This is a genomic window from Streptomyces sp. NBC_00252 (assembly GCF_036187565.1).
Classification (GTDB): domain Bacteria; phylum Actinomycetota; class Actinomycetes; order Streptomycetales; family Streptomycetaceae; genus Streptomyces.
The window spans coordinates 7,086,128-7,105,866 of the sequence record NZ_CP108087.1; the positions used below are offsets into that span (position 1 = coordinate 7,086,128).

Sequence of the window (19,739 nt, forward strand, 5' to 3'; positions counted from 1 at the left end):
CTCGTGAGCGAGCGAGTGAGAGAGAGCAAGGACGCGGCCGAGCTGCCGCTGAGAGAGCGCAAGAAGCGGGCGACGCGGCAGCGGATCTCGAACGTCGCCTCCGCGCTGTTCCGGGAGCGCGGCTTCGACCAGGTGTCGGTGGCGGAGGTCGCGCGCGCCGCCGAGGTGTCGACGATGACCGTCTTCAACTACTTCCCGCGCAAGGAGGACCTGTTCCTCGACCGCATTCCCGAGGCGGTCGAGGTATTCAGCGCGGCGGTACGCGACCGTGCCCCCGGCGAGACCCCGCTCGCCGCGCTCCGCCGCCTCGCCCTCGAACTCCTCGCCCAGCGGCACCCGTTGGGCGGCCCCGACAGCGGATTCCCCGACTTCTGGGAGGTCGTCGCCGACTCGCCCGCCCTGCGCGCCCGCGGCCGCGAGGCCCTGGAGGAGATGGAGAACGCACTGGCCGCCGCCCTCACCGAGACCGCCCCGGACACCCCCGACCCCGCCCTGGCCGCGGCCCTGACCGTCGCCGCGTACCGCACGGTCTACGTCACCACCGCGCGCCGCGTCTTCGCGGGAGAGGCCGCGGAAGGACTCGTAGAAGACCATCGGGCACGGCTGTGCGCGGCCTTCGACGCGTTGGAACGGGCGCTCGGCCCGGCATGACATCCGGCCCCCGGGCGTTGCACCCTGTGGAGGAGAGGGGGTGCGGCCGGTGAGCGCACGTGAACAGGCACTGTGGACGAGGGCGAGACTGGGCCGCTGCGGCCCGCCGCTCGACCTGCTGACCGCCCGGTTCGACCGCCATGTCTACGCCCCGCACGCCCACGAGGAGTTCACGATCGGCGTCTGCGTCGGCGGCTCCGAACTCATCGACTACCGAGGCGGCCACATCCGCACAGGCCCGGGCTCCATCGTCGTCCTCGCCCCCGGCGAGATGCACACCGGCGGCCCGGGCAGCGCCACCGACGGCTACGCCTACCGCGCCCTCTACGCCGACCCGGCCCTCCTGACCGACGGCACCCTCGGCGGCCTCCCGCACTTCCGTGAACCCCTCCTCGACGACGCCGAACTCGCCCTGGCCCTGCGCCTCGCGCACACCGAACTCAGCGCCTGCCCCGACCCGTTGGAGGCCGAGTCCCGCCTCCCGTGGCTGCTGACGGCACTCGCCCGCCGCCACTCCACGTCCGGCCCGGCACCGGACGAGATCCCGGGCGCGGCCCGGGTCGCCCACGCGGTGAGGGACCGCCTGGCGGACGAGCTGCTGACCCCGCCCTCCCTCTCCTCCCTGGCCGCGGACTTCGGCCTCTCCCGCTACCAGCTCCTGCGCGCCTTCCGCACGACGATGGGGATACCGCCGTACGCCTGGCTCGCCCAGTACCGGGTGAACCGGGCCCGCGGACTCCTGGACGCGGGCGGGCGGCCCGCCGAGGTGGCCGCGCAGGTGGGCTTCGCGGACCAGGCGCATCTGACGCGGTGGTTCCGGCGGGTGCTGGGGGTGACGCCGGCGGCCTACCGCAACAGCGTTCAAGACTCCCGGTGAGCGGGCGGCGCATCCTCGCCGTATGACTGCACGCGGCTGGTTCCTGTTCTCCCTGATGGGAGTGGTCTGGGGCATCCCCTACCTGATGATCAAGGTGGCGGTGGACGCCCCCCTCTCCCCGTCCATGGTCGTCTTCACGCGCTGCGCCCTGGGCGCCGTACTCCTCCTGCCCTTCGCGCTAGGACAGGGCGGCCTGACCCGCACGGTCCGCGCGCACTGGCGCCCGATGCTGGCCTTCGCGTGCATCGAGATCATCGGCCCGTGGTTCACGCTCACCGACGCGGAACGGCACCTGTCCAGTTCTACGGCGGGACTGCTCATCGCGGGCGTGCCGATCGTCGGCGTGCTGATGGCGCGCTTCTTCGGCGACACGGAACGGCTGGGCGTACGTCGGGTGGCCGGCCTGACCCTGGGCCTGGGCGGGGTCACCGTCCTCACCGTCCCGCACCTGACGGGCGGCGACGCGCGCTCGCTGGCGGAGGTACTGCTGACGGTGCTCGGCTACGCGACGGCCCCGCTGATCGCGGCCCGCTACCTGAAGGACGTCCCGACCCTCCAACTGACGGCGCCCTGCCTGGCGTTGGCGGCGCTCGTCTACGCCCCCGCGGCAGCGGTGACCTGGCCCTCCTCGGTCCCCTCCGCCCACGTCCTGGCGTCCCTCGCCGGCCTGGGCGTGATCTGCACGGCGGTGGCGTTCGTGGCCTTCCTGGAGCTGATCAAGGAGGTCGGCCCGACCCGCTCGACGGTGATCACGTATGTCAATCCGGCGGTGGCCGTGGCGGCGGGCGCGCTGTTCCTGTGCGAGGACCTGACGGTCGGCATCGGGGTGGCCTTCACGCTGATCCTGGCGGGGTCGGTGCTGGCGACGGCGGGAGCGGGGGTTCGGAGGGGGGAGCGGGTGGCGGCGGTGGCGGTGCCGGTGCCGGTGACTGAGGCGGGTGCGCTGGGGGTGGCGGAGCCGGGTGAGACGGGGGGATCGGTTGGGGCTGGGCAGGGTTGCCGGGGTGCGGAGGGCTGAGGCGGGGCAGCAAGGGGGGAGGGGGGCGGGATCAGGTGACGGTCGAGGGGCCTGTGCCCGCCCGGTAGCATGGTCGACACGGCAGACGAGCCGGGCGGACGGTCGCGTGGAGTGCCCCTAGGGGGACTTCCCGAGGAACGTCCGGGCTCCACAGGGCAGGGTGATGGCTAACGGCCACCCGGGGTGACCCGCGGGACAGTGCCACAGAAAACAGACCGCCGGAGACTTCGGTCTCCGGTAAGGGTGAAACGGTGGTGTAAGAGACCACCAGTGCCCAGGGTGACCTGGGCAGCTAGGTAAACCCCACCCGGAGCAAGGTCAAAAGGGAGCGCTTCGGCGCTCCTGCGGGAACGTTCGAGGGCTGCCCGCCCGAGTTCCCGGGTAGACCGCACGAGGCCGGTGGCAACACCGGTCCTAGATGGATGGCCGTCGCCGGGGGGATCGTGAGGTCCTCCCGGAAACAGAACCCGGCGTACGGCCCGGCTCGTCCTGTCGCACCCCTCCGGCCCAGGTCGGAGGGGGTGTGCCCTCTTCCCGGTGCCTCCGGGGTCGAATCGGGTTCGAATCAGGCGTGTTGGCCGTTCCACGGGTCCAACTCGCCCTTCGCGCGGCGATGGTTTGCCTTGTTGCGTCAATGAGTCCTGCGCAGCAGGGGCGGATGGGGTCAAGTCCCCAAACCGGGGATCACCCGGCCCGGGGGCCGGGTCCGCTACGCCGCCTGCTCAGGGCCGAAGAGGCGACCGAACGTCCTCACCTTCACGCCCTGCACAGCCACCGGTGGGTGCGCGTAGGTATCCAATTTCATCGTGACGACCTGGCGCGGCAACTCTCGCAGAAGCGTAGACAAGATCAGCATCAGCGACGACGGTGATGGCATCACCCCGGAGGCGGCGCGCACCGCGTTCAAGCAGGTTGGCAACTCAGACAAGCGAGTGGGCGGCACGACCAGCCGGCTGAAGCGGCCGCCGCACGGGAAAGTCGACCGTGGCCGTCGGCGGGTGTTCGCCCTGGGCAACTCCACGCGCTGGACGAGTACGGCCCGTGCCGTGGACCGCCGCATGATGCACACCACCATCGAGGCGGAATCCGCCAGCACACGACGTGGCGCATCGACACGCAGCCGGCACCCGCACCGGAGCGCCCCGGCACTACCCCGACGAGATGGTCCAGATCCCGGAGAAGGTGCTGAGCCTGAGCGGAGACGACGTCAGTCACCTGCACGGTCTCCTCTAGCAGACCAGCAGACCAGCAGACCAGCCGACGGGCCCGTCGGGCTGTCGACGGCGGGGTCAGGCGAGTCGACCTCATGCTCACCGCCGAAAGCCACGAACACGACCGCGTACGGCACCTCGTCATCGCACTCAAAGCCCCTTCCGTCGATACAGACCGCGAGCAGGCCAACCAAGTCGACGACTACAGGCAGGCTGTCCTGAACGAACCACGCTTCGCAGGCGTCGAAACCACATGGGACTTCCGTCTCGTCGTCCGATCGATCAAGGACACGCTGAAACCGCATGTCCGGCAGGCCAATCAGCCCGAGGGCCTGTACAGCGAGCCCACGAACGACGAGCACGCCCGCGTCCGGGTCTGGGTGTGCACCTGGTCCGAGCAATCCGGCTGTCTGAGCAGGCAGGAGCGGAACCGGCGTTTCACGGCAGTCCCGCCGGGACACTAGGGCGTGTCGCGAGCGCCTTGGTGTCACCGGATGAGGTGGTGGAGCACCGGGACGCTGCCGCCGGCACTGAGCAGGCCTGCGAGGACTGCACCGGCCAGGGGCGTGCCGCTGAGGAAGGACAGGCCTCCGACCACCAGACCGATGACGACCGCGGTCAGGAGCACGACGGCGGTGTGCAGGGTCATGAACGGGTGGGGCTCGGGCGGCCCCGGTCGGGTGGTGCGGGCTGGACTCACGTTCTTCTCCGGGTCGTTGATGCGGCAGATGCCCGCTCGTACGTGCCCTTCGGCCCGGTATCCCACGGAGTTCTTTCATGTCTTACGGCCCGGAGAAAATCTTGAAAATATCCGTGGGGTGCGGCGGAACGGGCCACATAGAAGGGGGCGACGTAGGCGACCCCACACACCGTGAGGGTTGGCAGGAGACAACCGAAGGGGAGAGGGAATGCAGGGCGACGTCGCGGGCGGCCAGTCCGCTGCCGCGAACGCCCGGGACTTACAACCTTCGGGCCGGCTTGAGAGCGGCGATCTGGATGCGCCAGTGTCCCAAGACGACTTGCGCCGGATGAGCGCCAGGCACGGACGACAGGCCCGGCGACTGCAGCAGAGCGTCGACCGAAGGCTGAAAGACCGACAGATCCTCCTCCTGCTTGCCCAGGACGGCTTCCAGGGATCGCGCTACGACCTCTTCGTGGAGGAACTGGTCCGCTACGGCATCTCGGTGCTGCGCGGATGGATGCACTCCGGATTCATCTTCCAACTCGTTGCCCAACGTGGCTTCGGTCTCCAGCCTCATGAGCTCGACCTGGAGGAACTGGCCACACAGAGCGAGGTGCGGGAAGAACTGGCAACCATGACCGTCGCCCGCGCCTTACCCCGTTTCCGGCAGACAGCCCTCGTCGAAGGCGGCTGGACCTTCGAGGGCGGCGCCAGCATCACCACGTACTTCATGGGCGCTTGCATCTACCGCTTCCCCAACGAGTTCCGCAGACACCGAGCCGCCGCAGAACGACAGCGCCGGGCACTGCAAGGGCAGCAAACGATGTACGAGAACCCGGCCGGCCCACGCAGCACCGCCGACGAGGTCCTGGGAAAAATGTGGGTTCGCGAAGAGCTGGAGAACATCACCGACCCGCGGACACGGACCGTTGTGGCACTGACGCTGGACGACTACACGCAGGAAGAGATCCAGCAGATGCTCGACGAGAAGTCGGTCCGCGTCATCGAGGGGCTGCTGTACAGATGGAGGAAGAAGGAGCAGAGGCACCAGGGCGGTGGACAGCATGACTGACCAGGGTCAGGACTTCGACGCTCTGCTGGAAGGTTCCTCGCTCGGTAGCCCGGGCGCCCAGCGACTGCGCGCACGTACTACTCGTGACCAGGCCCGTGTGACCGGCTCGGTGGCGCAGCGCATGCTGCTGGGCTCCCAATTGCGAAGGCTGCGGGAGGCCCGTGGAATCACACGGGATGCGGCGGGCTATGTGATTCGCGCGTCCGAGTCGAGGATCAGCCGGATGGAAATGGGCCGGGTGAGCTTCAAGATCCGTGATGTGGAAGACCTGCTGACGCTGTACGGCATCACGGACAACGCCGCGCGTGGCGCGCTCGTCGATCTCGCCCGCGACGCCAATCTGGCCGGCTGGTGGCACCGTTACTCCGACGTACTGCCCAACTGGTTCGCCACCTATGTCGGCCTGGAGAGCGCCGCTTCGCTGGTCCGGACGTTCGAAGTGCATTTCGTACACGGGCTGTTGCAGACCGAGGCATACGCCCGTGCTGTCATCAGCCGCAGCATGAAAGGCGTGAGCGCCACCGACATCGACCGGCATGTGGCACTGCGCATGGAACGCCAGAAGATCCTGCTGTCGGCAAACGCTCCCTCCCTCCACATCGTCCTGGACGAAGCTGTCCTGCACCGCGCGTACGGCGGCCGTGACGTCATGCGCGGCCAGCTCCGGCACCTGATCGAGCTCTCCGAGAACCCCAACGTCCTTTTGCAGATCATGCCGTTCAGCTTCGGCGGCCATGCCGGGGAGAGCGGCGCCTTCACCATCCTCAGTTTCCTGGAATTCGACCTTCCGGACGTCGTCTACGTCGAGCAGCTCACCAGCGCGCTCTACCTGGACAGACGCGAAGACGTCGCCCGGTATGAGCGGGCGCTGAAAGAACTTCAGCAGGAGAGCCTGGGACCGGACGGGAGCCGGGACCTGCTGCGCGAGCATGTGCACCTTCGTTAGACCGTGACCCACGTGGCGAGGCGGACGAAGAACAACAGGGAACGGCCGCGAGGTCAAGAAGTGCGAGGTAGTTGCGGGGGATGACGCTCGCGGACTGCTCTCCCACGGCGCTGGATGGCTCGAGCCGTGAGGGCGCGGGACTCCTTCGGCGGGTCCGTAGGGCGCAGGTGAGGCCGGGCGGGCGATCGGGGTGGGGGCGGGGCCGCAGAGGATGTACACGGTGCAGCAGCAGCCGGCTGCGGGCACCTGCCACTACCCGTATTTCAAGGGCGAGCCGCAGAAGGACCCGAAGCGCACGCCTGGCGGGATGTCTCCGGCGGTCACCCCGACACATCCTCCATATCCGTCACCGGCAGGGAGAAGAGGCTGAAGGCCGCTTCTTACGGGTTCACCGGCCGCATGGGCGATGCGGCGTACGACCACCTGATCAGCCTGAAGCTGGGCGGTGACCCGAACGATCACCGCACCTTGTGGGCGAGCCCCCTGCCCGGTCACAAGAAGAGCTCCGGGGTCAACAACGCGAAGGACCCGCTCGAGACGAAGCTGCACACCGCCGTCTGCAATGGCCCAGCACCCTTGCCGCCGCGCACTGCGCTCACGGCGTCACGGACAGGTCTCTGCACGACGGAGTTGACCAGGCTGGGCATGCCCTGACACAGCTTTGCCGATGTCGGACTCTCTGCCGCGGAAGGGCGCGGGCGACGGCCAGTACTTCCCGGACGTGTTGATCCAGGCCGTGGTGTCTGGTGGTCTGTCGTTGCCGCCCTGTGGTTTCAGCGGCCGGTGTCGTCGGGCTTCTTCTCGGCCGGGGGTGCGGTTGTCGGCTCCGGTGCGGCGGGGGCGGTGTAGAAGACGGAGGCGCCCTGCTTGGTGCGCTGGGCCTGGCTCTTGGCCACGAGGCCCTCGGTGGTGACGCGGACGACCTTGGTCTTGATTCCGCGCTCGGGGTGGGCCTGGCTCAGGGCGGTGGAGATTTCCGCGGCAGAGCGCGGCTCGTTCTGCTCGGCGAGGTGGCGGCGGATGAGTTCCACCAGGGTGGGCCGCGCCTTCGCCGTACCGGTCGTGTGCGTGGGCTTGTGGGCGGCCGGCTTCTTGGCCGTCGTTTCCCGCACGGCTGTGGTCTTGCGCGCCCTTCGCTTGCCGGGAGACGCAGCCTCGGTCTTCTGCTGCGGCGAGGGTACTGCGGCGCTCTCAGCCGCGGCCGACGGCCCGTCAGGTTCGTGCGTGACGCCGAGGGCCTGCTGGATGTTGACCAGCACACTGTGGTCCTGCTGCAGGGCAGTCAGCTGTTCCTGCAGGGCGGCGATTTCCGCGCCGATACGTTCCTGCTCCTTGAAATTGCTTTCGAGGTCTCCGGCCACCTGGGCGATGTACTGAGATGTCAGTCCCGTGGCGACAACTGCGCTCTCGGACATGGTGCTGGCCTTTCCTCGGTGTGCGGCAGTGGTCGAGGTTTCCTGGCTTCGAGCCGGTGCAACGCTGCCTCTGTGCTGTGCTGGCGATGCAGCCGTTGTAGCTGCCGCACACTGCCTTGTCGTAGAGATACTACGGACAGGTGGAACCAGTTGTTTCTCTCAAGCGGCGTCCGTTGTCCGGCGTGGACGGCAGGGGCACGCTGTCTGATCTCTATGGGCACCGGTGAACCTGGACATGGCCCACTGCTCGACGGCCTTGGCTCTGCTGCACGTGTGCATCGCCGACCGCTACGTGGCGGCAGGAGGGACGCTGGTCGAAGATCGCGCTGCCCACCCCTACCGGCGTCTGCTCTGACCGGCAATAGGTGGCTGGCTCGCGAGAAGGCCTGGGGAGATGCCTAAGGACGCCCGACGCGCCCTGGCCGACCTGGCGCCGCGACTTTCCCGAGGCCCTGGCTTCGGATCGCAGGCCCGGAGCGCCCCCCGCGCGCCCCGGACCGTGGACCCCCCATCCCCCCGTCGTCCTTCGGCTCGTCGATGGCGCTGCTCGGGTGGAACCAGGGCCGGATGTGCTGCGGTCGAATGCCCCCGGCATATCGACCGCAGCACGCGCCTCGGGTTCGTCCGAAGGCATGATCAGTGCGCCCGTTCCCCCATGGGGCGCGCCCCCGTGCCCGTAGGCTCCGGCACAGACAGCTTCCCCGGTCCGCGGGCCGGTCCGGAGGGGTCCGGTGTTGCCAGCGGGTATTTGGCAACACCGTTCGGGCGGTGCGTTGTTGGGGGGATGGTCATCGAGCACGACGGATTCGGCGCCGAGTTACGCCGGCGCCGCGTCGCGGCCGGCATGTCGTTGAGTGAGCTGGCCGGCAAGGTCTACTGCAGCCGCAGCTTCCTGAGCCGCGTGGAGAACGGGCGCCGCAGGGCGTCCCTGGAACTGGCCCAGCTGTGCGACGAGGTGCTGGACGCCAAGGGCGCACTGGTCGGACTGGCACCGCTGCCCGGCACCGACGCCGTACCGAAGGCGGTCCGGGGCGGGGCGGGGGAGCGGGCCGCCGGGACGGTCAGGTCGCCGGAGAAGAAGGACGGGCGGTACGACCACGTCGAGTTCCGCCGGCTGCTGCGGCGCGGTGACCTCAGCCACGCCGCCGGCGAGATGCGCGAGGCCGAACGGCACTACACGGCCGCCTATCGCGGCGCCGAGGGCGATCCGCACGCGCAGGCCGAGGCCGTGATCAGGATGGCGCGCCGCTGGTCCGATCCGGGACAGGTCGACCGCGAGCTGCTGCAGGCGATCAGAGGGTGCCTTGCCGCGCTGGACGGCGACGGCAGCGCGGAGGCGGCGGGGCTGCGGCTGCGGCTCGAAGCGCATCTCGCGAAGAAGATGGCGCTGGCGGTCAGCCAGGACACCGCGGCGGGGCTCGCGGGACCGGCCGAGGGCGCCCGGCTCGCCGAGGAGACCCTGCGCCGATTACCCGACGACGGTGACGACGAGGTCCGCTGCGAGGTCCTCACCGAATGCCGGTGGGCACGCTACGACTTCATGCCGGCCCCCGACTCGTTGACGCTCTCCGAGCGGCTGCGCGAGGCCGCGGCCCGGCAGGACTCCCCGTACTTCCGGGGCGAGGCACTGATGGCGGTGGCCATCGACCAGTTGCGCAACGGCCGGATCTTCAGCGCCCTCGCCACCGCGAACCAGTACCGCAAGCACGCCGCCGACACCCACAGCGTCCTCGCCCGCTGGCAGCGGCACACCCTCGACGCCCTCCTCGACCTCTGGCACGGCCGGTTCGACGCGGCCGCCGAGTGGATCTTCGTGGAGTCGCTGAAGTTCATCGAACTCCTCCGCGCCGACTACGCGGTGCCCGCGGACAACCTCACCCAGACACGCCTGGGCCAGGCCTACTGGCTGCTGAGACAACAGGGCAGGCTGGCCGAGCTGTTCACCTCCGACCTGGCCGGCGACGTCGAGCGGCACGCCTACTTCCCGGTCTGGCGGGCCGGACTGGCCCTCGCCCTGTGCGAGACCGGGCAGCACGCCGAGGGCGCGGACCTCTTCCTCGGCTGCGTCGCCGACGTGGACCGCTTCCCGCCGTCCGGCTGGGCCGTCCCCGCGCTCGTCCTGTTGGCGGAGGTCTGCGCGGCGCTGGACCTAGAGGGCGGATTCGACGCGGAACTGGCACCGGTGCTGCCCACGCTCCGCGCCCGCCTCGCGCCGCACGACGGCGAGCAGATCGCCCTCGGCGGCTGGCCCACCGTCCTTCTCGGCCCGACCGCCCGCGCCTGCGGGGTCCTCGCCCTGGCCGCGGGCGAACCGGAGACCGCCCTCGAACACTTCCGCCGCGCCGCGGTCCCGGCCCGCTCCTCCCAGCCCGAACTCGCCCGCCTCCGCCTGGCCCAGGCCCGCGCGGTACGCCGTGTGGGCGGCCCGGGGAGCGAACCGAACGCGGTGCGGTTGCTGCGGGAGGCGTCCCGGGGAGCGGAGTCGTACGGGATGACGTGGCTCGGGGGGCAGTGCGAGGGGTTGTTGGGGGAGCCGGGGCGGGCTTGAGTCCAAGGCGTTCCCTACGACACCGGCAGGCGTGTTCCCTACGGCGTTCGGAGACGCGTGCTCCACGGCGCCCTCAACGCCGCCGGAGATCCGTGGAGTTGACGTGTGTGGACCGTGTTCATGCTGTGAACTAGGTCACACGATCCTCGGTGCCCGTCACCTCGCGACACCGCACGCCCACCGCCCCAGGCACCCCCCGAACCCCCCTCTGCCCCACACCTCACCGTGGGTAGTCAGCCAAAACGTCTTCGTGGCCGCGGAGTTGGGGGCGAGGGGTTCCGGATCGTCTACGCGCATAGTGAGCCGAGTGGTCTGAACCCGTGTGTCCGGTGGGTCTGTGGGGTCCCTTGACCCGGGTGGGATGGCTGGGTTTCATACCTAACCAACTGCGCGGGGGGCTCGGGCGCCCGTCGTGAAATCCGCAGGGTGTCCTTGGCGTTCCTGGCGTGTCGCGCCGTCAATTCCCCAGTGATCGCAGGCGTGTTGACGTGTCTGCCGGGCTGGTTCGGCGCGTCGTGCGCCACCCCGGAAAGGAAAGCGCCGGTGTCGCAGTTCCTCACCGCAACTCCGCCTCTCTGCCGTGCCGTCGGAAGCCGGTGGGCGAGGTGAGCCGGCATCGGGGTACGGCCGCACCGGTCGCGGCAGCCGCAGCGGCGACATCGGCCGAAGCGGGAGCGAAGGGCGGGCGGGGGCGCAGTATCCGGACCTCGCTCATCACGCTCGCGGTGGTGCCCGCGACAGCGCTGGTGCTGCTCTGGGTCAGTGGTTCCTACGCGCTCTTCGACCAGTGGAACGACTCCAACGACGTCGGCCAGGCGGCGAAGACCACCTACGCCCTGCAGCCGGCGGTCGGCGAGTTCCAGAAGGAACGGCAGCTGACGGTCAGCATGTTGGCCTCGCACGGCAGCCCCGCCGCCCTGGCGGCCCAGCGGCGCCGGACGGACGCCGTGCTAGCCGGTTTCCGGAAGGCGGACGCCGCCTCCCGCGGCGCCGGATCGGCGCAGTACCAGGCTCAGTTGGCCACCGTACGGAAACGGCTCACCGCGCTGACCGCCGAACGGACCGCGGTCGACGACGGGAGGACCAGCAGGCAGCAGGCCTACACCGTCTACTCCGACGCCGTCTCCTCGGCGCTCAACCTCTTCGGGATGCTCAGCACCGACAGCGGCGACGCGGCCACCGCCGCCGACGCCGGTCACGCCCTGGCGTTCCTGCGCGGGGCGGAGGCGCTCTCGCAGGAGGAGGCGATCCTCAACGGGGTAGCCGGGTCAAGGGAGTTGAGCGTCCAGGAGCGGTCCGCGCTGGCCGCCGCCCAGGCCGTCCGGGTCTCCGTGCTGACGAACGAGGTCGAGCCGTATCTGCCCGCCGCGCTGGGCGCCGAACTGGGCAGGACCATGGGCGGTCAGGACTGGGCCGCCATGACCGCCTTCGAGAAGACCGTCGCCGCGGCGCCCGCCGCGCACGACGGCACGATCGGCGTGCCCGCTGTCCCCGCCGCCCGCGCCGCCGCCCCGGGACGCGTGTCCGGCGCGGTGCAGGCCGTCGAGGGCCAGTTCCTGGGCAAGGTCACCCAGGACTCCGCGCACCGGACCCACCAGGTGCTCGTCAAGGCACTGCTCGGCAGCGCCCTCGCGCTGGTGGCCGTCCTCGCCGTGGCCGTCCTCTCCTTGCGCATCACCCGGTCCCTCATCGGCCGCATGTCCGGGCTGCGTACGGCGACGCTCGAACTCGCCGAGGAGCGCCTGCCGGAGCTGATCGCCCGGCTGCGCACCGAGGGGAAACGGGCCGACGCCGACGACCTGCCCGAACTCGACTACGGCACCGACGAGTTGGGCAAGGTCGCCGACGCCTTCAACACCGCCCAGCGGACCGCGGTCAGCGTCGCGCTGGAGCAGGCCGCGCTGCGGGAGGGGGCGCGGCTGGTCTTCCACAACATGTCGCGCCGTATCCAGCTCCTCGTGCACCGGCAGCTCACGGTGATCGACTCCATGGAACGCAAGGAGCAGGACCCCCAACTCCTCTCCGATCTCTACCGCGTCGACCACCTCGCCACCCGGATGCGCCGCAACGCGGAGAGCCTGACCGTGCTGTCGGGCGCGGCTCCCCGGCGGCGCTGGAAGCAGGCGGTGCCGCTCGCGGATCTGCTGCGCAGCGCGGTGTCCGAGATCGAGGGGTACACCCGGGTCGTGGTCGAACCCCTGCCGCCCATCGCGGTGTTGGGCCCCGCCGTCGGCGACACGATCCACCTCATGGCCGAACTGATCGAGAACGGCGTGACGTTCTCGCCCCCGCACACCGAAGTCCGGGTACGGGCCCTGCCGGTGACGCAGGGGTACGCCGTGGAGGTCGAGGACCGGGGGCTCGGGCTGTCGGCCGACGAGTACGCGGCGGCCAACGAACTCCTGCACCACCCCAAGGACTTCAGCTTCACCACCCTCGGCGAGGACCCGCGCCTCGGCCTCTTCACCGTCGGCCACCTCGCCCAGCGCCACGGCGTCACCGCGAGCCTCCAGGCCTCGTCCTACGGCGGCTCGCTGGCCGTCGTAGTCCTCCCGCACGCCCTGACCGAGCCGGCGGCCGACGCGGTACCGCCGACGCTGGACGCCCGGGCGGAACGGCATCTGGCGTCGGTCGCGGAGGCGGCCACGAGCGGGGCGGCGACGGGGGCGATGGCCGGATCGGGTTCCGGGGCGGGGGCGGGTTCCGGGGCGTGGGCCGGTTCGGGGACGGATGCCGGGTCGGGGGCGGGCAGCGGCTCGGGCGGTGGCTCACGTATCGGCTCGGGCAGGGGCTCGATCCCGGGCGCGGCGACCGGTCCGGTCGCGGGGTCTCCCACCGGTCCGGTCGCCGGACTCGGGCGGGGCAGGGTGACGGCCGGAGGCATGCCGATGCGCACCCGCACGCGCACCGCGTCCGCCGCCCAGCCCAACACCCCTGCCCGGCCCGCCACTTCGGCTCAGCCCAACACCCTTGCCCGGCCCGCCACTTCGGCCCAGGCCAACACGCCCGCGCATCCGGTCACTTCGGCTCAAGCCAACACGCCCGCGCATCCCGCCACTTCCGGCCGGCCAGCACCTTCAGCTCAGGCCGCCACCTCCTCCCAGCCCACCGGCACCGGCACCTACGCCACCCCCGGTTCTCCCTCGAACACCCACCCCTCAGCCTCCGCCGCTCCCACCGCCCCCGGTTCCAGTCACCTCCCGCGGCGCGTCCGGCAGGCTCATCTCGCGCCGCAGTTGCGGGATCGGGTGGGGGACGCGGACGGGGAGTACGGGGCGGCGCGGGAGACCGAGCGGCGGCCCGAGCAGGCGCGGTCGATGCTGGCCGCGCTGCGGGACGGCACGCGGCGGGCCCGCGCGCAGGAGGAAGTGCCCATGCCCGCCTGGCCGTCGGCGGCACGGGGAAACGCCCGGCGGCAAGACGTCCCCCGGTCCGCGTCACCCCAGGAGAAGACCTCCTGGTCCGGGTCGCCCCGAGACGAAGCCCCCGTAGCCGACCGGAACACGGCTCCGTCCGACCGGCGTCAGTTGCCCACCCGTCCCCGTCCGACAAGGAACACCCCATGACCGCGCCCAACACCACGCACGGCGGACTGGCCTGGCTGCTGGACAACCTGATCGAGCGGATCCCGGAGACCCTGCACGCCATCGTGCTGTCCGAGGACGGTCTCCTCGTCGGCGCCTCCGAACGGCTCGCACGGGACGACGCCGAGCAACTCGCCGCCATTTCCTCGGGAGTTCACTCGCTCGCGCTGGGCACCAGCCGGCACTTCGGCGGCGGCCGGGTGCAGCAGACCGTCATCGAGATGGACGAGCTCTTCCTCTTCGTCACCACCGCGGGCGGCGGCGCCCGGCTCGCCGTGCTCGCGACCGCGCAGGTGGACGTCGGCACCGTCGGCTACGAGATGACCATGGTCGTACGACAGGTGGGGCAGTTCCTCAGCGCGCCCCCGCGGTTCCCGGAATACAGCGGAGCGCCCTTCGCGGGTGAGCATGAATGAGACATTGGTCCGAGGAAGACCCGTGGGAGAACGAAGAGCCCGCGCTGCTCGTCCGCCCCTACACGGTGACCGGCGGCCGGACCCCGTCCGTGCGCCCCGGCGTCGAGCTGATCACCCTGATCAGCACCGTCCGGCCGCCCACCCGCGACCAGCGGCTCCAGCCCGAGCAGAACCGGCTGCTGGCGCTCTGCCGTACACCGACCGCGCTGGTGGAGGTCGCCGCCCGGCTCGATCTGCCCGTCGCGGTCATCCGGGTCCTCCTCGATGACCTGCTGGACAACGACCTCGTCTCCGTCTCCCCGCCCACCGCGGCCGGTATCCCCGACGCCCGTTTCCTCCAGGCAGTGATCGATGGCATTCGCAGAATCTGACCGCCGCGCGGCCCGCACCCGGGCCACCGCCGTCGCGCCCGACGCCGCCACGGCCAAGATCCTGGTCGCGGGCGGGTTCGGTGTCGGCAAGACCACCCTCGTCGGCGCGATCAGCGAGACCGCGCCGCTGCGGACCGAGGAACTCATCACCGAGGCCAGCGTCGGCGTCGACAGCCTCGCCGGGGTGGAGCTCAAGACCACCACGACGGTCGCCATGGACTTCGGCCGGATCACGCTCAGTCCGGCCCTCGTGGTCTATCTCTTCGGGGCGCCGGGGCAGGACCGGTTCTGGTTCATGTGGGACGACCTGTCGCGCGGCGCGCTCGGCGCGGTCGTCCTCGCGGACACCCGGCGGCTGGAGAGCTGCTTCCCGTCCGTCGACTTCTTCGAGCACCGCGGCATCCCCTTCGCCGTCGGCGTCAACTGCTTCGACGGCCGGTGCGACGAGGACCCCGAGGAGATCCGCGCCGCACTCGACCTCGCCCCCGACATCCCGCTCGTGCTGTGCGACGCCCGCGACAAGGAGTCGGTGAAGTCGGTGCTGCTCGCCCTGCTCGAACACGTCATGCGGGGGCTGGCGGCGGAGGCGTCGGACGACCGCCAGCCCGTCTAGCCCCGCGGTCAGGAAGGCTTCGTCGCTGTGACGGCCGTCGCGGTCAGGGTGCCGTCGCACTCCGCGAACTGACCGTCGTCCAGGGCGACTTGGTGGGCCCCGGAGTCCGGCAGGCCGATCACCATCGTCGGGTAGAGGACGGGCGCCGAACCGGACTCGCAGTAGCCGTCGCCCTCGCCCTGGACCTGCACGAAGGTCAGCTTCAGCCAGGCCTGCGCGCCGGGGGCGAGCTTCACGGGGGAGGCGGGGCCGACGGGGGTGACCGTCAGCGGCACATTGAGTTCCGGGGAGCCGTTCGCGGCGCCGGCGACCGTCGGATGGCCCTGGAGGACACAGGACTTGGCGCCCGCGTTGGTGAACCGGACGATCGCCGCTCCGGTCCCGGTGCCGACCGGGCGATCGGCGGCCTGGTACGCGCTCGCCTTCAGGGAGTCCGGCGAACAGGCCTTCGCCGCCCCGCCGTTGGACCCGGACCCGGCGGGAGAGGAGGGCGAAGTGGGGGAGGCGGACGAGGTGGGGGAGGAAGCGGTCGCGGTCGGCGTCCTCGACGACGTGCCGCCACCGTCTGCCGGGGTGTCGCCCGGCTGACACCCCGTCATCACCACCGCCGCCACCGACACCGCGGCCACGACCGACGCGCTCCTGCGAATGCTGCTCTTCTGCATGACGTCCCCCGAACTGGCTGTGCACGGGCCGGACTTCCCCGGCGCTCGCGGGGGGAGACAGGTCCACCCGTGCAAGGAGTTCCGCCCGTGCACCACCTGTGACGCAATGGTGACGCTCAGTCGAAGCTGGCGAAATACGCCGCCGCCATGTCCTCGTCGCCGTGCCCCTGCGCGGCGGCCCGCGCGAACCGCTCCGCCCCGGCGGCGGCGACATCCAGCCGCACACCGTTCGCCGCGCCCGCCTGCACGATCAGCCGGGCGTCCTTCTCCGCCGTGGTGACCGCGAAACTCGCCGGTGTCAGCTGGTCGTCGAGGATCGCCGCCGACTTGGCGTGCAGATAGCCCATGTCGAGCGGGCCGCCCGCGATGAGGTCGAGGAAGTCCTGCGGGTTCACGTCCAGCCCCTTGGACAGGGCCAGCGCCTCGCCCGCCGCGTTCGTCACCGCCAGCACCCAGCTGTTGGCGACCAGCTTCAGCCGGGTCGCCGTCGCCGCCGCGCCGTCCTCGCCCACCCACATCGTGCGGGCACCGACCGCGTCGAAGACCGGGGTCACCGTCTCACGGCCGGACTCCGGGCCCGCCGCCAGGACGGTGAGCTGACCGGCCTCGGCGGGCTGGCGGGTGCCGAGGACGGGGGCGTCGTAGAAGACGAGGTCGTGCCGGGCCGCGAACTCGGCCAGTTCGCCCACCGATTCGAGGCTGGACGTCGTCGACTGGACCCACGCGGCGCCGGGACGCAGGGCCGGTGCCGCCTCGCGGATGACGTCGAGGACGGTGTCGCCGTCGTAGAGCATCGTGAGGACGACGTCCGCGTCGCGTACGGCGTCCGCGATCGTGTCGGTGACGTGCGCGCCGTCGGCGGACAGGGGATCGGCCTTGGCACGGGTGCGGTTCCAGGCGTGGACGGTGTGTCCGGCGCGGGCGAGGTTGCGGGCCATCGCGGCGCCCATGATGCCGGTGCCCAGGACGCCTACGGTCAGCTTCTCGGTGGTCATGTCTCGGCTTTCGTCCTCGACGGTGTTGTCGAGGACCAGGGTGCCAGGGTGACGCGCGCCCGGCCTCCCGGCGGGGCGCGCGCCGCCCGTCAGCCGGTGACCGTGAACCAGGTCGCGCGCGACTTCTGCCACTCCGGGTGCGAGAGGTCCTTCGCCTCGGTGCCGTCGCCGTACAGGTCGGCCGCGCCGTCGTCGGTGATCAGCTGGGCGCGGGCACCCGAGGCCGTCAGGTCCGGTACGTCGACGACGGCCTCCCACGCGCCCGGGTCCGTGGTCGGCAGGTCCCGCAGCTTGACCGGCTTGTCGGCCGCCTTGCCGGTCCAGGAGTAGAGGGCGTACGCGTCGGAGTTGTCGTCGGCGGCCCAGGAACCGGCCACGATCAGATACTGGTTCGCCGCGTTCTTGCGGATGTCCCGCACCGAGAGGCCGCCGAGGTCCAGCTCGATCGGCGTGCCGAACGTCGCCGCGGTGCCGCCCGCGACCACCTTGTCGATGTTGGTGACCGGCACCAGCAGCGCCTTGCCGCCCGCGACCGCCGGGGCGAGCGGTGCGCGGAAACCGAGGTACGCGGTGGTTGTCGAGCCGGGCGCGAACTCCAGCCCCTCCACGTTGAACCCGTCGATCTCCTTGGGGATCTCACCGTCGGCCGTACCCGCCGCGAAGCCGTACTTGTTGCCGTTCGCCTTGTCCCACGCCACCAGGTTGTCGCGCAGCTTGCCGTACGAACTGCCGTAGGACAGCGCCGTGTTGGCGCCGGTGCCGGTCACCTTGGTGGTGAAGACCGTGTTGCGGTCCGACTTGTACTCGCCGTCCTTGTTGTTGCCCAGCGAGCCGGTCCAGTAGATCGTGTCGCCGACGCGGGCCGCGCCCTCGATGTCGATCTCCTTGGACACGTCGATGTCGTCGCTGAAGTCCCACGTCTTCACGGGCGCACCGGACGCCGAACGGTCGTACAGACGCAGGACGTTGGACTCGTCGTCCGCCACGACGACATAGCCGCCGCCCACGTCGACGGCGGCGGAGGCGTCGCTGGAGCCGGTGAAGTAGCGGGTGTCGGCAGGCAGTTGGGCCGCCGCCGAGGCCGCGTAGTGCAGGGTCTTCGTGGCCGTCTTGCCGCCGAGGCCCGTGACCTTCACCGTCAGGTCGGTGTAGCCCTGCGCGGCCGCCGCGACGGCGAGCCGGCGGGTCGCGCCGGTGCCGGTGACGGTCACCGCGCTCGTCGGCGCCACGGACGTCTTGCTGCTCTTGCTCGCCGCGACCGTCAACGCGCTGACGTCCGCCCCGCTCTGGGCGACCGTCACCTGGACCGTCGGGTCACCGGCCGCGCCCACCGCGCCGGACAGGTAGGCCGCCGAGAGGGAGATGGTCGGTGTGCCGTAACTCGCCGCGTGCGCCTGGCCGTTGCCCAGGCCCAGGGCGGCGAGGGCGAGGCAGGTGCCCGCCACGGCGACCGCCCTGCGCCCGCTGGAGAAGACTCCACTGGCGGAAACTCCCTCGGAGCGCGCTCCCTTGGAGAACGCTCCGTCGGAGATTGCGTAGTCCTGCTGCACGGGGACCCCTTCGTCGGCTCGGTGTCGACGAGAAGGTTCAGCGGGCTTCACCAACTCCACGGGGTGTGGGCAGGTCCTGCGGGTGAACAACTGCGGACGGGCCGAGGGAGCGCTCCATCACCCGGGTCAGATGACGGGTGAAGACCTCCCGTGTGTCGGGGGTCAGCGTGCGCAGCGCCACCAGCGCGGAGATCACCACGTCGCACAACTCGGCCTGCACGTCCTCCCAGGTGTGGGTGACCCCCTTGCGCGGGTTCTGGCCGGTCACGCCGATCACCGCCTGGGCGACCTCGCCGACCTCCTCGGACAGTTTCAGCATGCACAGCAGCATGCCCTCCTTGCCGTCGAGGGGGTCGATGCGGTCCAGCCAGGTCCACAGGTCGTCGATGCCGGACCAGAGGTCGGCGGCCCGGTCGTTCTGATCGCTCATGCGCCCAGCCTGCCAGCACCCGCCGACACGTCCGCCCTACTCGTCGAACAAGGTCTCCTGACCGAACTCCGCGGCTTCCCGCACCCGCCGGTTCCGCAGGCCGATCACCACGGCCGTCGCCGCGCCGGTCACCGCGAGCGCGGCCGGGACCATCCAGCCCCGGTTCACCGCGTGGCCGAGCGCGTGGTCCAGGGAGATACGGCCGGGTCCGGTGACCGCGAGGCCGGCCGCGGTCAGGGCGAGGGAGGCCGCGTACTCGTAGCCGCCGCCCGCCGCGAAGAAGCCGTTGGGCGCGTGCACGGCGGTCGCGCCCGCCATCGCGCCGGCCGCCGCCGCGCCCGCCGCCGGGGTCGCGAGGCCCAGCGCGAGCAGCGCGCCGCCGCCCGCTTCGGAGAGGCCCGCCATGACGGCGCTCTGCTTGCCGGGGGAGTACCCCATCGCCTCCATGGCCGCGCCGGTGCCCTCGATGCCGCCCCCGCCGAACCAGCCGAACAGCTTCTGCGCGCCGTGCGCCGCCAGCACGCCGCCGGTACCCAGCCGGAGCAGCAGCAGGCCCAGATCGTTTCGGTCGTAACAGGTCACGGTGACTCCCTGGACAGACGGCGGGGACGGTCCCTCCACCGTCGCATCCCGGGCGCGGGGCGGGCGGGTTCGCGCGGCCGTTCGGGTGGCGGGGTGCGGGGAACGGTGTGAGT

General features: G+C 71.1%; 20 protein-coding genes, 1 other RNA gene and 1 pseudogene. 15 read left to right on the top strand and 7 right to left on the bottom strand.

Features of this window, described 5'->3' with window-relative positions; genetic code table 11:
• Window positions 1-3 precede the first annotated feature (3 nt).
• From OHT77_RS31410 to OHT77_RS31435, 6 genes are all read left to right on the top strand, one after another.
• Complete coding sequence (locus tag OHT77_RS31410) at window positions 4-651, top strand: TetR/AcrR family transcriptional regulator (RefSeq protein ID WP_328831777.1); 648 nt, start codon at window positions 4-6, stop codon at window positions 649-651.
• A 49-nt stretch (window positions 652-700) separates the two neighbouring features.
• A complete protein-coding gene (locus OHT77_RS31415; RefSeq protein ID WP_328831778.1) occupies window positions 701-1,528 on the top strand; it encodes a helix-turn-helix domain-containing protein in 828 nt (275 codons plus the stop codon).
• A gap of 22 nt (window positions 1,529-1,550) precedes the next feature.
• Window positions 1,551-2,546 (top strand): DMT family transporter, encoded by a 996-nt coding sequence (locus tag OHT77_RS31420; protein ID WP_328831779.1) that lies wholly within the window; start codon window positions 1,551-1,553, stop codon window positions 2,544-2,546.
• An 86-nt stretch (window positions 2,547-2,632) separates the two neighbouring features.
• Window positions 2,633-3,037: RNase P RNA component class A (rnpB, locus tag OHT77_RS31425), an RNA gene on the top strand.
• 610 nt (window positions 3,038-3,647) lie between these two features.
• Window positions 3,648-3,779 carry a hypothetical protein gene (locus OHT77_RS31430; protein ID WP_328831780.1) on the top strand — a complete coding sequence of 44 codons (132 nt, stop codon included), beginning with the start codon at window positions 3,648-3,650 and terminating at the stop codon, window positions 3,777-3,779.
• Between the two features lie 73 nt (window positions 3,780-3,852).
• Entirely contained in the window at window positions 3,853-4,221 is a 369-nt protein-coding gene (locus OHT77_RS31435) for a hypothetical protein (protein WP_328831781.1), read from the top strand.
• 23 nt (window positions 4,222-4,244) lie between these two features.
• On the opposite strand, the gene OHT77_RS31440 is transcribed toward OHT77_RS31435, so the two are convergent.
• Window positions 4,245-4,523 (bottom strand): hypothetical protein, encoded by a 279-nt coding sequence (locus OHT77_RS31440; protein ID WP_328831782.1) that lies wholly within the window; start codon window positions 4,521-4,523, stop codon window positions 4,245-4,247.
• 142 nt (window positions 4,524-4,665) lie between these two features.
• On the opposite strand from OHT77_RS31440, the gene OHT77_RS31445 reads away from it, so the two are divergent.
• The 3 genes from OHT77_RS31445 (at window position 4,666) to OHT77_RS31455 (ending at window position 7,111) form a co-directional block, all read left to right on the top strand.
• Complete coding sequence (locus tag OHT77_RS31445; protein WP_328831783.1) at window positions 4,666-5,511, top strand: hypothetical protein; 846 nt, start codon at window positions 4,666-4,668, stop codon at window positions 5,509-5,511.
• Window positions 5,512-5,632: 121 nt separating this feature from the next.
• Window positions 5,633-6,457, top strand: coding sequence for a helix-turn-helix domain-containing protein (locus OHT77_RS31450; protein ID WP_328834404.1), 825 nt, complete (start codon window positions 5,633-5,635; stop codon window positions 6,455-6,457).
• 399 nt (window positions 6,458-6,856) lie between these two features.
• The gene (locus OHT77_RS31455; RefSeq protein WP_328831784.1) at window positions 6,857-7,111 is read left to right on the top strand and encodes a hypothetical protein; all 255 of its coding nucleotides are present in this window, start codon (window positions 6,857-6,859) and stop codon (window positions 7,109-7,111) included.
• Window positions 7,112-7,230: 119 nt separating this feature from the next.
• Here the strand turns inward: OHT77_RS31455 and OHT77_RS31460 are convergent, their stop codons facing one another.
• A complete protein-coding gene (locus OHT77_RS31460) occupies window positions 7,231-7,872 on the bottom strand; it encodes a hypothetical protein (RefSeq protein WP_328831785.1) in 642 nt (213 codons plus the stop codon).
• Between the two features lie 214 nt (window positions 7,873-8,086).
• Here OHT77_RS31460 and OHT77_RS31465 point away from each other — a divergent pair.
• The 6 genes and pseudogenes from OHT77_RS31465 to OHT77_RS31490 form a co-directional block, all read left to right on the top strand.
• Window positions 8,087-8,224: pseudogene (locus OHT77_RS31465) on the top strand (aminoglycoside phosphotransferase family protein); the annotation flags it as partial.
• A gap of 432 nt (window positions 8,225-8,656) precedes the next feature.
• Complete coding sequence (locus OHT77_RS31470; protein WP_328831786.1) at window positions 8,657-10,420, top strand: helix-turn-helix transcriptional regulator; 1,764 nt, start codon at window positions 8,657-8,659, stop codon at window positions 10,418-10,420.
• Between the two features lie 728 nt (window positions 10,421-11,148).
• Complete coding sequence (locus OHT77_RS31475; RefSeq protein WP_328831787.1) at window positions 11,149-13,986, top strand: sensor histidine kinase; 2,838 nt, start codon at window positions 11,149-11,151, stop codon at window positions 13,984-13,986.
• On the top strand, window positions 13,983-14,420 hold the full coding sequence (locus OHT77_RS31480) for a roadblock/LC7 domain-containing protein (RefSeq protein WP_266768058.1): 438 nt from the start codon (window positions 13,983-13,985) through the stop codon (window positions 14,418-14,420). The genes OHT77_RS31475 and OHT77_RS31480 overlap by 4 nt, the downstream gene beginning before the upstream one ends.
• A complete protein-coding gene (locus OHT77_RS31485; protein ID WP_328831788.1) occupies window positions 14,417-14,791 on the top strand; it encodes a DUF742 domain-containing protein in 375 nt (124 codons plus the stop codon). Before OHT77_RS31480 ends, OHT77_RS31485 begins: the two co-directional genes overlap by 4 nt.
• The gene (locus OHT77_RS31490; protein ID WP_328831789.1) at window positions 14,772-15,404 is read left to right on the top strand and encodes a GTP-binding protein; all 633 of its coding nucleotides are present in this window, start codon (window positions 14,772-14,774) and stop codon (window positions 15,402-15,404) included. Before OHT77_RS31485 ends, OHT77_RS31490 begins: the two co-directional genes overlap by 20 nt.
• A gap of 8 nt (window positions 15,405-15,412) precedes the next feature.
• Here OHT77_RS31490 and OHT77_RS31495 read toward each other — a convergent pair whose 3' ends face one another.
• From OHT77_RS31495 to OHT77_RS31515, 5 genes are all read right to left on the bottom strand, one after another.
• Window positions 15,413-16,069, bottom strand: coding sequence for a DUF4232 domain-containing protein (locus tag OHT77_RS31495; protein ID WP_328831791.1), 657 nt, complete (start codon window positions 16,067-16,069; stop codon window positions 15,413-15,415).
• Window positions 16,070-16,185: 116 nt separating this feature from the next.
• Window positions 16,186-17,103 carry an NAD(P)-dependent oxidoreductase gene (locus tag OHT77_RS31500; protein ID WP_420313482.1) on the bottom strand — a complete coding sequence of 306 codons (918 nt, stop codon included), beginning with the start codon at window positions 17,101-17,103 and terminating at the stop codon, window positions 16,186-16,188.
• A 50-nt stretch (window positions 17,104-17,153) separates the two neighbouring features.
• Entirely contained in the window at window positions 17,154-18,509 is a 1,356-nt protein-coding gene (locus tag OHT77_RS31505) for a hypothetical protein (protein ID WP_328834405.1), read from the bottom strand.
• 142 nt (window positions 18,510-18,651) lie between these two features.
• Window positions 18,652-19,044 (bottom strand): MazG-like family protein, encoded by a 393-nt coding sequence (locus OHT77_RS31510; protein WP_328831794.1) that lies wholly within the window; start codon window positions 19,042-19,044, stop codon window positions 18,652-18,654.
• 36 nt (window positions 19,045-19,080) lie between these two features.
• Window positions 19,081-19,626, bottom strand: a complete 546-nt coding sequence (locus OHT77_RS31515) for a DoxX family protein (protein WP_328831795.1) — start codon at window positions 19,624-19,626, stop codon at window positions 19,081-19,083.
• Window positions 19,627-19,739 lie beyond the last annotated feature (113 nt).

Coding starts and splice junctions, on each gene's coding strand:
- OHT77_RS31510 (WP_328831794.1), bottom strand. CDS start 19,044: ATGAGCGATCAGAACGACCGGGCCGCCGACCTCTGGTCCGGCATCGAC.
- OHT77_RS31470 (WP_328831786.1), top strand. CDS start 8,657: ATGGTCATCGAGCACGACGGATTCGGCGCCGAGTTACGCCGGCGCCGC.
- OHT77_RS31480 (WP_266768058.1), top strand. CDS start 13,983: ATGACCGCGCCCAACACCACGCACGGCGGACTGGCCTGGCTGCTGGAC.
- OHT77_RS31420 (WP_328831779.1), top strand. CDS start 1,551: ATGACTGCACGCGGCTGGTTCCTGTTCTCCCTGATGGGAGTGGTCTGG.
- OHT77_RS31450 (WP_328834404.1), top strand. CDS start 5,633: ATGCTGCTGGGCTCCCAATTGCGAAGGCTGCGGGAGGCCCGTGGAATC.
- OHT77_RS31445 (WP_328831783.1), top strand. CDS start 4,666: ATGCAGGGCGACGTCGCGGGCGGCCAGTCCGCTGCCGCGAACGCCCGG.
- OHT77_RS31485 (WP_328831788.1), top strand. CDS start 14,417: ATGAGACATTGGTCCGAGGAAGACCCGTGGGAGAACGAAGAGCCCGCG.
- OHT77_RS31435 (WP_328831781.1), top strand. CDS start 3,853: ATGCTCACCGCCGAAAGCCACGAACACGACCGCGTACGGCACCTCGTC.
- OHT77_RS31490 (WP_328831789.1), top strand. CDS start 14,772: ATGGCATTCGCAGAATCTGACCGCCGCGCGGCCCGCACCCGGGCCACC.
- OHT77_RS31460 (WP_328831785.1), bottom strand. CDS start 7,872: ATGTCCGAGAGCGCAGTTGTCGCCACGGGACTGACATCTCAGTACATC.
- OHT77_RS31455 (WP_328831784.1), top strand. CDS start 6,857: ATGGGCGATGCGGCGTACGACCACCTGATCAGCCTGAAGCTGGGCGGT.
- OHT77_RS31495 (WP_328831791.1), bottom strand. CDS start 16,069: ATGCAGAAGAGCAGCATTCGCAGGAGCGCGTCGGTCGTGGCCGCGGTG.